The following is an 11,268-nucleotide window of genomic DNA, read 5'->3' on the forward strand; positions in this document are numbered from 1 at the left end:
CACCACACCGGGTCGGCAATGCGGGCGACCCGTTGATCCACGACAAAGGTGGTGGCCGATCCGGCAATGACCTTGCCGCCGGTTGTGGTGGGGTCGCCTTCCCTGATGACAAAGGCCATGGGCTACGTTCTCTTTGAGGAATGGGCCTCGAACGTAACAATGCCTATCAGGCGGCTGAATCAGGCGATCCTGAAACGCCTTACCCCTTGGCTGGCATCACGACGCAAGACCACTGTCCACCCCTCGCACCAACACCTGCGGTTCCCCCTGCTTGATCACCCACCGTATCAACTCGCTCACGCTGATGCGGTGCTGGCGCTCGACCCATTCCAGTCCCTCGGGGCTGTAGTGTTCGCTGTAGCGGCTGAGGGTCAGGTGTTGCTGGTCGGCCGAGAGGCGCAGGCTGACTTCGCGGCATTGCAGGGAGGCGTCGCCGTGTTTGGCCACGCGTTGCAGCAGGACCAGGGCGTCGGTTTCAGAAGTCATCATGGGTCGCTCCTTCACAACGATGTTTGGCGGGGCTGGTAGCGCCTTGCTTGCCTTCCTGCACGAAGGCGGCGCGGTGTTCGGCGTTCACGTCGCGCAGGGCGCTGTAGTAGTCGGGCATGGTTTTCAGGCTGTCGGTCAGCGGCAGCAGGGCGGCGCGGCCGTCCACTACGCCGCCGACCATGGCGACGGTGCCCAGAGTCTGTACGGTGTCGCTGTTGTCGCCGAAGGGGGAGACCACGAAGTTGAGGATCTTGCCCACCGAGTCGCGGCTGTTGTCGGTGCCCAGCAGCGGCAGTTCGACGATGGGGCCGTTGCCGATGCCCCACACACCGAAGGTCTGGCCGAAGTCGGCGGTGTGGCGCGGGATGCCGAGCGGGTCCGAGACGTTGAATAGGCCGAGTACGCCAACCGTGGTGTTGACCGCAAAGCGCCCCAGGCTGTTGACCGAGCGTTGCGGGTTGCCTTGCAACAGGTCGTTGATGAAAACCTTGGGTTCGCCGAAGTTGCTCGCGAAGTTATGCACGCCCTGTTGCATGAAGTCCGGCAGGTGGCGGTAACCGCGGGCGACCGGTGCCAGTGCGTAGTCGTCAACGGCCTTGTTGAAGGCGAATACGCCACGGTTGACCGGCTCGGCGGGGTCATAGATCGGATAGTCGACCTTCGCGCAGTCGGGTTGAGTGGCAGATCCCGTGCTGGTACAGCCCGCCAGGTAGGACAGGGACAGCAGCAGGGCGGTATGACGACACAGGCGGGTGGAGCACAGGAGTGAGCGCATGGGCGGACGACCTTGGGAACAGGGAGGCCGATGCTGGCATGGACGTTTTGCCTGAAGATGTCTGCTTTATTGCGGGGTTGTCGGTTTGTTACCGCGTTGAAATATATGACGGGCCGCGGCCAATGGTTTTGAATGACAGTACTTTCCGAGCTTGAGTGATACGCACTGGTGAGCAGTCTGTTGATTGTGGACGACGACCTTGAGGTCCTCGCGCTGCTGAAGAAATTTTTTGTGCAACACGGCTACTCGGTGGAAGTCGCCACCGAGGGCGCTTCGTTGTGGGCGGCGCTGGAGCGGCAGGTGCCGGACCTGATCATTCTCGACCTGATGCTGCCGGGGGAAAACGGCCTGACCCTGTGTCAGCGCCTGCGCCAGCAGCACGCCGTGCCGGTGATCATGCTGACCGCCATGGGCGAATTGAGCGACCGCGTGGTGGGGCTGGAAATGGGCGCCGACGATTACCTGAGCAAACCCTTCGATGCCCGCGAACTGCTGGCCCGAGTGCGCGCGGTGCTGCGCCGGGCCGGAGAGAGCCGGCCGGTGGTCGGGGAGGTGCCGCGGCCGCTGATCAGGTTCGCCGATTGGCAACTGGACCTGACCCGCCGCGAGCTGCGCTCGCCGGATCAGGTGATGATTCCGCTGTCGGCGGGGGAGTTTGACCTGCTGCTGGTGTTCGTCGAGCATCCGCAACGCATCCTCAGCCGTGAACAGTTGCTCGACCTGGCGCGCGGGCAGGCCCATGACGCCTTCGATCGCAGCATCGATGTGCAGGTCAGCCGCCTGCGACGCAAGCTGGAGTTCGACACCAAGCGCCCGGCGATGATTCGCACGGTGCGCAATGGCGGCTACCTGTTCACCCCCAGCGTGACCCGCCAATGAAAGTGAGACACAAGCCGGGCGGCCCGCGCGACACCATCGCCCGCTGGATCGCCCTGACCACCCTGATGGCGATGCTCACCGCGCTGGCCTTCAATGCGCTGTTCGTGCAATTGGCCGGAGTCTGGGCCAAACCGCCGTTGAGCGAATCCGGCCTGGTGGAAAAGATCGCCTCCATCAGCAATATGATCGACGCCTCGGAGCCGGGGCAGCGCGCGCGCCTGGCCGAGTCGGTCAGCGACCACGGCCTGAGCGTGACTTGGCACCCGACGCGACGGGATATCGAGGTGCCGGTAGTCGATGAGCCGGAGTACCGCGAGGGCTCGACGAAACTGAAACAGCTGCTCAGGCCCGGGGCGGGGCACATTGAAGCCTACCAGCCCAGCGACTGGCCGGAGCCGGGCGGACCGTATGCGTTGTTGATCCAGATGAGCGATGGCTCCTGGCTGATGTTCTCCTCGCTCTCGCGCAACTGGGGGCTGGATGAGGGACCGCGCAATCTGATCGTGATCGGTCTGGTGCTGTTGTCCACCGTCCTGGTCGCCTTGATCGCCACCCGCCGCCTGGCCCGGCCCCTGCAGCAGTTCGCCCTGGGCGCGCGGCGGTTTGGCGTGGATTTTCGCGCGCCGCCTATCGAGCCGGTCGGCCCCCACGAGATTCGCCAGGCGATCCTCGCATTCAACGCCATGCAGGCGCAGTTGCAGCACTTCATCAAGGACCGCACGCAGATGCTCGCGGCGATCTCCCACGACCTGCGTACCCCCCTGACTCGCATGCGCCTGCGCGGCGAGTTCATCGAGGACTCCGAGCAGCAGCGCCGGTTGTTCCATGACGTCGATGAGATGCAGGCGATGATCAATTCGGCCCTGGAGTTCTTCCGCGACGATGCGCGGCTGGAGGAGGCGACGTCTTTCGATCTGGCGGAGCTGCTGCAAACCCTGGTCGATGATTACCGCGACCAGTCCATCGACATCGCGTTCAGTGGTCCGCCGCGCCTGGTGTATTTCGGCCGCCCGTTGGGGCTCAAGCGGGTCATGAGCAACCTGCTGGAAAACGCCATCAAATATGGCAGCGAACCGGCGATTGAAGTGGTGGCGGATGCCGAGCAGGTGAAGGTCTGTGTGCTGGATCGCGGGCCGGGGATTCCCGTTGAGTGGCAGGAACAGGTGTTCGAGCCGTTCTTCCGCATGGAAAGCTCGCGCAATCGCAACACCGGCGGCGTCGGCCTGGGGCTCTCCGCGGCGCGGGCGATCGTGCTGGAGCACGGCGGCGAACTGCGCTTGCGCAACCGTGACGGTGGCGGGTTGCAGGCCTGTGTGCTGTTGCCGGTGCAGGGTATCTAGCTGGTCGGACCCGCTTCAGGACCTTTCATCGATCCTGGAGCGAGGCCCTCTTCAAGGCTGGCTGCTTACGCGAGCGTCACCTGTGGATTGCGCACCGGCTCCGCGGCCGCTTCGTTGTACACCCGCTCGTCTTCTTCCATGACCCGCGACGCCCGGCCGACCAGCACCGGGTCGGGTTGATGGGCCACGCGCAGGTTCTTGCCTGGGTAGTCGAGGGAGTGCAGGAAGTGGCGGATGCAGTTGATTCGCGCGCGTTTCTTGTCGTCCGACTTGATCACCGTCCAGGGCGCATCGGCGGTGTCGGTGTGGAAGAACATCGCCTGTTTGGCGGCGGTGTATTCGTCCCACTTGTCCAGCGACTTGATGTCGATGGGCGAGAGTTTCCAGTGCTTGAGCGGGTCGTCGCGGCGCGAAATGAAACGGCGCAACTGCTCGTCGCGATTGACCGAGAACCAGTACTTGAACATCAGGATGCCGCTGTTGCACAGCATGCGCTCCAGCTCGGGCGTCTGGCGCATGAATTCCAGGTATTGCAGGGGCGAGCAGAAGTCCATGACCCGCTCGACGCCGGCGCGGTTGTACCAGGAGCGGTCGAAGAACACCATTTCTCCGGCGGTGGGCAGGTGCTGGATATAACGTTGGAAATACCACTGGCCCTGTTCCTGCTCGCTGGGTTTTTCCAGGGCGACGATCCGCGCGCCCCGCGGGTTCAGGTGCTCCATGAAGCGCTTGATGGTGCCGCCCTTGCCCGCGGCATCGCGCCCCTCGAACAGCACCACGACGCGCTGCCCGGTTTCCTTGACCCAGCTTTGCACCTTGAGCAGTTCGATCTGCAGCTCCTGCTTGGCCTTTTCATACTCGGCGCGACGCATGCGGCTGCGGTACGGATAGCTGGCCGGCAGCTTGGCGGTGGAACTGTCTTCATTGCTGCCATGGGGCGCGCTGGCCACCTGCAGGGCGACCGGCTGCTGGCTGATGGCGCTGATTTCAGCTTCGGCGGTCTTGGCCGCGGCAGGTTTAGTGGTCGCGCGTGGCCGGCGCGGGCGTGGGGTGGCCGGTTTGCGTGGGGCGCTTTTGCTACTGGCCGTGACCGTCGGTTTGGTGGCTGGCGTGGCTTTTTCGGGAAGGGGACGCGCGGTGGATTCTTCGCTCATATCGGGCCTGTCTGATCGCTCCAATGTCTTTCAGACAGTTTATGGCGCACAAAACCGGGCTTCTTGATGCGTATCAAGGAAGCTTTTGAGCAGCTCTGTATCGATGCTTTTGCGTTTGCCTGTAGGAGCGAGGCTTGCCCGCGAAACAGGCGCTGTGCAGTGTCAGTCAATCCGCGTCATCGTTCATCGCGAGCAAGCTTCGCTCCTACAGAATCCTGGTGCGCGGGGGAGGTGGCACTTTTCTGCAGGCGAAAAAAAAGACCTTGAATTTCAAGGTCTTTTTTAAGTTTGGTGCCCCGAGGGAGACTCGAACTCCCACTTCTCTCGAAAACGGATTTTGAATCCGCCGCGTCTACCAATTCCGCCATCAGGGCTCAATGGCGGCGAAGTATAGAGACGTGCCTACCGTTGGTCAATCAGGTTTCATGGTCAATTTTGGCTATTTCCGCTAAACTTTCCGGCCCTGCTAGACGAACCCCATCATGCGTGTTGCTGACTTTACCTTCGAGCTCCCTGATTCGCTGATCGCCCGCCATCCCCTGGCCGAGCGTCGCGCGAGTCGCCTGTTGACCCTGGATGGGGTCACCGGCGCCCTGGCCCACCGTCAATTCACTGATTTGCTTGAGCATTTGCGCCCGGGCGACTTGATGGTGTTCAACAATACCCGGGTGATTCCGGCGCGGCTGTTTGGCCAGAAAGCCTCCGGCGGCAAGCTGGAAATCCTGGTGGAGCGGGTGCTCGACAGCCACCGTGTGCTGGCTCATGTGCGCTCCAGCAAGTCGCCGAAACCGGGTTCGAAGATCCTGATCGAAGGCGGCGGCGAGGCCGAGATGCTGGCCCGTCACGACACTTTGTTCGAACTGGGGTTCGCCGAGGAAGTGCTGCCGTTGCTGGAGCGCGTCGGCCATATGCCGTTGCCTCCTTATATAGACCGCCCGGACGAAGACTCGGACCGCGAGCGTTACCAGACCGTGTATTCCGAGCGCCTGGGCGCCGTGGCTGCGCCGACCGCTGGGCTGCACTTCGACCAGCCGCTGCTGGAGGCGATTGCCGCCAAGGGCGTCGAGACCGCGTTCGTGACCCTGCATGTGGGCGCCGGCACCTTCCAGCCGGTACGGGTCGAGCGCATCGAAGATCACCATATGCACAACGAATGGCTGGAAGTCAGCCAGGACGTGGTGGATGCGGTGGCGGCCTGCCGCGCGCGTGGCGGTCGGGTGGTGGCGGTGGGGACCACCAGCGTGCGTTCCCTGGAAAGCGCGGCGCGCGATGGCGTGCTCAAGCCGTTCAGCGGCGACACCGACATCTTTATCTACCCGGGCCGGCCGTTCCATGTGGTCGATGCCCTGGTCACCAACTTCCATTTGCCCGAATCCACACTGTTGATGCTGGTTTCGGCGTTCGCCGGTTATCCCGAAGCCATGGCCGCCTACAAGGCCGCCGTCGAGCATGGATACCGCTTTTTCAGCTACGGTGATGCGATGTTCATCACCCGCAATCCCGCGCCACGCGGTCCTGAGGAAACAGCATGAGTCGCACCTGTCGTATGTCTTTCGAGCTGCTCGCCACCGATGGCAAGGCTCGTCGCGGTCGTCTGACCTTCCCCCGTGGCACCGTGGAAACCCCGGCTTTCATGCCGGTGGGCACCTACGGCACGGTCAAGGGCATGCTGCCTCGGGACATCGTCGCCACCGGCGCCGAAATCATCCTGGGCAACACCTTCCACCTGTGGCTGCGCCCGGGCACCGAAGTGATCAAGAAACACGGCGACCTGCATGACTTCATGCAGTGGAAAGGCCCGATCCTCACCGACTCCGGCGGTTTCCAGGTGTTCAGCCTGGGTGCCATGCGCAAGATCAAGGAGGAGGGCGTGACCTTCGCCTCGCCGGTCGATGGCGCCAAAGTCTTCATGGGCCCGGAAGAGTCGATGCAGGTCCAGCGCGACCTGGGCTCGGACATCGTGATGATCTTCGACGAATGCACCCCGTACCCGGCCGACGAGGACGTCGCGCGGGTGTCCATGGAGCTGTCGCTGCGCTGGGCCCAGCGCTCGAAGAACGCCCATGGCGACAACACGGCGGCGCTGTTCGGCATCGTCCAGGGCGGCATGCACCAGGACCTGCGCATGCGCTCCCTGGAAGGCCTGGACAAGATCGGCTTCGACGGCCTGGCCATCGGTGGCCTGTCGGTGGGCGAGCCCAAGCACGAGATGATCAAGGTGCTGGACTACCTGCCGGGCCAGATGCCAGCAGACAAACCTCGTTACCTTATGGGTGTTGGCAAGCCGGAAGATCTGGTTGAGGGTGTGCGCCGCGGTGTGGACATGTTCGATTGCGTGATGCCAACCCGTAATGCCCGCAATGGGCACCTGTTCATTGACACTGGCGTGCTGAAGATCCGCAACGCGTTCCATCGCCATGATGATTCGCCGCTGGATCCGACCTGCGATTGCTATACCTGCCAGAACTTCTCCCGTGCTTATCTGCATCATCTGGACAAGTGCGGCGAAATGCTGGGGAGCATGCTCAATACCATCCATAATTTGCGTCATTACCAACGTCTTATGGCTGGTTTGCGCGAGGCTATTCAACAGGGTACATTGGCCGCCTTTGTCGATTCCTTCTATGCCAAACGCGGGTTGCCCGTGCCGCCTTTAGAATAAGTTCTAAAGACGTTTAGACCCACTTTTGTAATTATCCGGAGTGTTACATGAGCTTTTTTATCTCGACTGCAATGGCTGACGCTGCTGCACCTGCTGCTGGCCCTGCTGGCACTGGCTTTGAGTGGATTTTCCTGGTCGGTTTCCTGGTCATCTTCTACCTGATGATCTGGCGTCCACAGGCCAAGCGCGCCAAAGAGCAAAAGAACCTGCTGGGCAGCCTGCAAAAAGGTGACGAAGTTGTGACTACTGGCGGTATCGCCGGCAAGATCACCAAAGTGACCGATGACTTCGTAGTGCTGGAAGTTTCCGACACTATCGAGATGAAGTTCCAGAAAGGCGCTATCGCTGCCACGCTGCCAAAAGGCACGCTGAAGGCGATCTAAGTTTCATCTTTTACCAATCGACGGGGCGCGCAAGGCGCCCCGCTTCATAAACGGGCGGCGTGATGCTGAACAAATACCCTCTGTGGAAATACGTACTGATCCTGGCGGTGCTGGCGATCGGTTTTATTTATTCCGCTCCCAATCTATACCCTGATGATCCGGCCATTCAGGTCAGCGGCGCGAGCACTGCGTTGCAGGTCACTCAGGCGGATCTGGATCGTGCGAGCAAAGCGCTCACCGACGCCGGGATCAACGTCAAGGCAGCGACCATCGCGGCCAAGGGCAAGGGCGGCCTGTTGCGTCTGACCAAGCAGGAAGACCAGCTTCCAGCCAAGGACGTCGTGCGCAAGGCCCTGGGTGACGACTACGTCGTTGCATTGAACCTGGCACAAACCACCCCGCAATGGCTGCGCAACCTCGGCGCGCATCCGATGAAGCTGGGCCTGGACTTGTCCGGCGGTGTGCACTTCCTGCTGGAAGTGGACATGGAAAAAGCCCTCGACGCACGCCTGAAAGTCTACGAAGGCGATGTGAAGAGCCTGCTGCGTAAAGAGCGCCTGCGCTATCGCAGCCTGCCGCAGCTCAATGGCGCCATTCAGCTGGGCTTCAGCGATGAAGCGACCCGTGAACAGGCGCGTACGCTGATCCGCAAGAACTTCAACGATTTCGACATTGTTCCGGCCGACCTCAATGGTCAGGCGGTGCTGCGTCTGGCGATGACCCCGGCCAAGCTGGCGGAAATCCGTGAATACTCCATCAAGCAGAACTTGACCACGGTGCGTAACCGCGTCAACGAGCTGGGTGTTGCCGAGCCTCTGGTTCAGCGCCAGGGTGCCAACCGTATCGTGGTTGAGCTGCCGGGCGTGCAGGACACCGCTGAAGCCAAGCGTATCCTGGGCAAGACGGCCAACCTTGAGTTCCGTCTGGCCGCGGAGCCGGGCGCTTCGAAAGCCACTTCCGAGTCTTTCGAGTTCCGTGAAGGCAATCGTCCTCCTGCGCTGATCGAGCGTGGCCTGATCATCACCGGTGACCAGGTGACCGACGCCCAGGCGGGCTTCGACGAACACGGTCGTCCACAGGTGAACATCAAGCTCGATGGCCACGGCGGCGAGCTGATGAGCCGTTCGACCCGCAGCAACGTCGGTCGCAGCATGGCGGTGATCTTCATCGAGCAGAAGCCGACCACCACTTACACCAAGCAAGTGGTCGACGGTGTCGAGAAAGACGTCGCGGTGCAGAGCTTCAAGGAAGAGAAGAAGATCATCAGCCTGGCGACCATCCAGTCGCCGCTGGGTAGCCAGTTCCGCATCACCGGCCTGAACGGCCAGGGCGAGTCCTCCGAGCTGGCGCTGCTGCTGCGTGCCGGTGGTCTGGCCGCACCGATGTACTTCGCCGAAGAGCGCACCATCGGCCCGAGCCTGGGTGCCGACAACATCACCAAGGGTATCGATGCGTCGCTGTGGGGCATGCTGTTTGTGTCGCTGTTCATCATCGCCATCTACCGTTTCTTCGGCATCATCGCCACCGTGGCGCTGGCGCTGAACATGGTGCTGCTGCTGGCCCTGATGTCCTTGCTGGGGGCTACGCTGACCCTGCCGGGTATCGCCGGTATCGTGCTGACCATGGGTATGGCGGTGGACGCCAACGTACTGATCTTCTCGCGGATACGTGAAGAGATCGCCGCCGGCATGACCGTGCAGCGGGCAATCAATGAAGGCTTCGGCCGGGCATTCACCGCGATTCTCGACTCCAACCTGACCACATTGCTGGTCGGCGGGATTCTCTTTGCCATGGGCACCGGCCCGGTCAAAGGCTTTGCGGTGACCATGTCCCTCGGGATCTTTACCTCGATGTTCACGGCCATCTGGCTGACCCGCGCGATGGTCAACCTGATCTTCGGTGGTCGTGACTTCAAGAAGTTGTGGATTTAAGGGGCTGCCATGTTACGTACTATCAACTTCATGGGCGTCCGCAACGTTGCGTTCGGCGTCACCCTGCTCCTGACCGTTCTGGCGCTGTTCAGCTGGTTCCACAAGGGGTTGAACTACGGCCTGGACTTTACCGGCGGTACGCTCATCGAGCTGACCTACGAGCGTCCGGCGGATGTGATGAAGGTTCGTGCTCAACTGAGCGAATCCGGCTATCACGAAGCGATCGTGCAAAGCTTCGGTGCCACCACCGATCTGCTGGTGCGGATGCCGGGTGAAGACCCGCAACTGGGCCACCAGGTGGCAGAAGCGCTGCAGAAGACTGGCGGCGACAACCCGGCGCAGGTCAAGCGCGTCGAGTTCGTCGGCCCGCAGGTGGGTGAAGAGCTGCGCGACCAGGGCGGCCTCGGCATGCTGATGGCGCTGGGCGGCATCCTGATCTACCTGGCCTTCCGCTTTCAGTGGAAGTTCGCGGTAGGTGCCATCGTCTCGCTGATCCACGACGTGGTGGTGACCGTAGGTATCCTGTCTTTCTTCCAGATCACCTTCGACCTGACGGTGCTGGCGGCGGTACTGGCGATCATCGGTTACTCGCTCAACGACACCATCGTGGTCTTCGACCGGGTGCGTGAGAACTTCCGCGTGCTGCGCAAGGCCAGCCTGATCGAGAACATCAACATCTCGACCACCCAGACCCTGCTGCGCACCATGGCGACCTCGATCTCCACCCTGCTGGCGATCGCGGCGCTGCTGTTCTTCGGTGGCGACAACCTGTGGGGCTTCTCCATCGCATTGTTCGTGGGTGTTCTGGCGGGTACCTACTCGTCGATCTACATCGCCAACGTGGTGCTGATCTGGCTGAACCTGAGCAGCGAGGACCTGATTCCTCCGGCCAATACCGATAAGGAAGTCGACGACCGTCCATAACGGTTTCCGCTTCCCGGCAGGCAGTCGAAAAGGCGCGAGTATTGAACTCGCGCCTTTTTTTATGCTCCAAGGCAGGGAGAAGCGCGGGCTTGTCCCGCTTGTGATGGTCAGGAGGTTCACGTGAACAAGTCGATGCTGGTTGGTGCGGTATTAGGTGCCGTCGCTGTGACTGCTGGGGGGGCTGTTGCCACCTACAAGCTGGTCAATAGTGGCCCTGAGTATGCGCAGGTGCTGGCAGTTCAGCCGGTCAAACAACAGATCAAAACACCGCGTGAAGTATGCAAGGACGTCACCGTGACCCGTCAGGCTCCGGTGAAGGATCAACATCAGATCGCCGGTACGGTGGTCGGTGCACTGGCCGGCGGCCTTCTGGGTAACCAGATCGGCGGCGGTACAGGCAAGAAGATCGCCACGGTCGCCGGTGCGGTCGGCGGTGGTTACGCCGGTAACAAGGTGCAGGAAGGCATGCAGGAGCGTGATACCTACACCACCACTCAGACTCGCTGCAACACGGTCAACGACATCAGTGAAAAGGTCGTGGGTTATGACGTGAAGTACGAGCTGAACGGCAAGCAAGGCCAAGTGCGTATGGATCGTGATCCAGGCAGCCAGATTCCGGTCAACAAGGAAGGCCAGCTGATCCTGGGTCAGAACCAGCCGGCGCAATAAGCCTTTCGGCGTCAATCAAAAAAAGCACCCTGCGGGGTGCTTTTTTATGGTTCTTCACGGAT

Annotated in this window: 12 protein-coding genes and 1 tRNA gene; 8 read left to right on the top strand and 5 right to left on the bottom strand. The window is 61.7% G+C overall.

All coding sequences use genetic code 11. The annotated features are described in order from the left end of the window. From J4D28_RS30830 to J4D28_RS30075, 3 genes are all read right to left on the bottom strand, one after another. Nucleotides 1–119, bottom strand: a 119-nt coding sequence (locus J4D28_RS30830; RefSeq protein ID WP_404940540.1) for a PAAR domain-containing protein, incomplete at its 3' end; no start/stop codon positions are given. Nucleotides 120–216: 97 nt separating this feature from the next. After that, nucleotides 217–489, bottom strand: a complete 273-nt coding sequence (locus J4D28_RS30070) for a hypothetical protein (RefSeq protein WP_101283410.1) — start codon at nt 487–489, stop codon at nt 217–219. Then, nucleotides 476–1,264, bottom strand: a complete 789-nt coding sequence (locus J4D28_RS30075; RefSeq protein WP_103331967.1) for a VacJ family lipoprotein — start codon at nt 1,262–1,264, stop codon at nt 476–478. Before J4D28_RS30075 ends, J4D28_RS30070 begins: the two co-directional genes overlap by 14 nt. A 168-nt stretch (nt 1,265–1,432) precedes the next feature. On the opposite strand from J4D28_RS30075, the gene J4D28_RS30080 reads away from it, so the two are divergent. Both J4D28_RS30080 and J4D28_RS30085 read left to right on the top strand, forming a co-directional pair. Further along, nucleotides 1,433–2,143: a response regulator gene (locus J4D28_RS30080; RefSeq protein ID WP_009050668.1), complete on the top strand. Its 711-nt coding sequence runs from the start codon at nt 1,433–1,435 to the stop codon at nt 2,141–2,143. Further along, nucleotides 2,140–3,483, top strand: a complete 1,344-nt coding sequence (locus tag J4D28_RS30085; RefSeq protein ID WP_041984300.1) for an ATP-binding protein — start codon at nt 2,140–2,142, stop codon at nt 3,481–3,483. The genes J4D28_RS30080 and J4D28_RS30085 overlap by 4 nt, the downstream gene beginning before the upstream one ends. Nucleotides 3,484–3,548: 65 nt before the next feature. Here the strand turns inward: J4D28_RS30085 and ppk2 are convergent, their stop codons facing one another. Together ppk2 and J4D28_RS30095 are read right to left on the bottom strand one after the other, a co-directional pair. Next, nucleotides 3,549–4,637 (bottom strand): polyphosphate kinase 2, encoded by a 1,089-nt coding sequence (gene ppk2, locus J4D28_RS30090; protein ID WP_101283408.1) that lies wholly within the window; start codon nt 4,635–4,637, stop codon nt 3,549–3,551. 289 nt (nt 4,638–4,926) lie between these two features. Continuing rightward, nucleotides 4,927–5,011, bottom strand: a tRNA-Leu gene (locus J4D28_RS30095). Nucleotides 5,012–5,119: 108 nt separating this feature from the next. Here J4D28_RS30095 and queA point away from each other — a divergent pair. The 6 genes from queA to J4D28_RS30125 all read left to right on the top strand — a co-directional run bounded on the left by queA (nt 5,120) and on the right by J4D28_RS30125 (nt 11,206). Further along, nucleotides 5,120–6,169: a tRNA preQ1(34) S-adenosylmethionine ribosyltransferase-isomerase QueA gene (gene queA / locus J4D28_RS30100; RefSeq protein ID WP_028683321.1), complete on the top strand. Its 1,050-nt coding sequence runs from the start codon at nt 5,120–5,122 to the stop codon at nt 6,167–6,169. Between the two features lie 14 nt (nt 6,170–6,183). After that, the gene (gene tgt, locus J4D28_RS30105) at nt 6,184–7,299 is read left to right on the top strand and encodes a tRNA guanosine(34) transglycosylase Tgt (protein WP_162096445.1); all 1,116 of its coding nucleotides are present in this window, start codon (nt 6,184–6,186) and stop codon (nt 7,297–7,299) included. A 47-nt stretch (nt 7,300–7,346) separates the two neighbouring features. Further along, nucleotides 7,347–7,682, top strand: coding sequence for a preprotein translocase subunit YajC (gene yajC, locus J4D28_RS30110; RefSeq protein ID WP_007929510.1), 336 nt, complete (start codon nt 7,347–7,349; stop codon nt 7,680–7,682). Nucleotides 7,683–7,744: 62 nt separating this feature from the next. Next, nucleotides 7,745–9,613, top strand: a complete 1,869-nt coding sequence (gene secD, locus J4D28_RS30115; RefSeq protein WP_009050646.1) for a protein translocase subunit SecD — start codon at nt 7,745–7,747, stop codon at nt 9,611–9,613. Nucleotides 9,614–9,622: 9 nt separating this feature from the next. Next, complete coding sequence (gene secF, locus J4D28_RS30120; RefSeq protein WP_009050645.1) at nt 9,623–10,537, top strand: protein translocase subunit SecF; 915 nt, start codon at nt 9,623–9,625, stop codon at nt 10,535–10,537. A 120-nt stretch (nt 10,538–10,657) separates the two neighbouring features. Next, nucleotides 10,658–11,206, top strand: coding sequence for a glycine zipper 2TM domain-containing protein (locus J4D28_RS30125; RefSeq protein ID WP_009050644.1), 549 nt, complete (start codon nt 10,658–10,660; stop codon nt 11,204–11,206). Nucleotides 11,207–11,268 lie beyond the last annotated feature (62 nt).

Source organism: Pseudomonas sp. GW531-T4 (genome assembly GCF_017349615.1).
Classification (GTDB): domain Bacteria; phylum Pseudomonadota; class Gammaproteobacteria; order Pseudomonadales; family Pseudomonadaceae; genus Aquipseudomonas; species Aquipseudomonas chlororaphis_I.

Excerpts from the sequence above, each read along its gene's own strand:
- J4D28_RS30070 (WP_101283410.1), bottom strand. The coding sequence starts at position 489 with ATGATGACTTCTGAAACCGACGCCCTGGTCCTGCTGCAACGCGTGGCC.
- J4D28_RS30075 (WP_103331967.1), bottom strand. The coding sequence starts at position 1,264 with ATGCGCTCACTCCTGTGCTCCACCCGCCTGTGTCGTCATACCGCCCTG.
- J4D28_RS30085 (WP_041984300.1), top strand. The coding sequence starts at position 2,140 with ATGAAAGTGAGACACAAGCCGGGCGGCCCGCGCGACACCATCGCCCGC.
- ppk2 (WP_101283408.1), bottom strand. The coding sequence starts at position 4,637 with ATGAGCGAAGAATCCACCGCGCGTCCCCTTCCCGAAAAAGCCACGCCA.
- queA (WP_028683321.1), top strand. The coding sequence starts at position 5,120 with ATGCGTGTTGCTGACTTTACCTTCGAGCTCCCTGATTCGCTGATCGCC.
- tgt (WP_162096445.1), top strand. The coding sequence starts at position 6,184 with ATGTCTTTCGAGCTGCTCGCCACCGATGGCAAGGCTCGTCGCGGTCGT.
- yajC (WP_007929510.1), top strand. The coding sequence starts at position 7,347 with ATGAGCTTTTTTATCTCGACTGCAATGGCTGACGCTGCTGCACCTGCT.
- secD (WP_009050646.1), top strand. The coding sequence starts at position 7,745 with ATGCTGAACAAATACCCTCTGTGGAAATACGTACTGATCCTGGCGGTG.
- secF (WP_009050645.1), top strand. The coding sequence starts at position 9,623 with ATGTTACGTACTATCAACTTCATGGGCGTCCGCAACGTTGCGTTCGGC.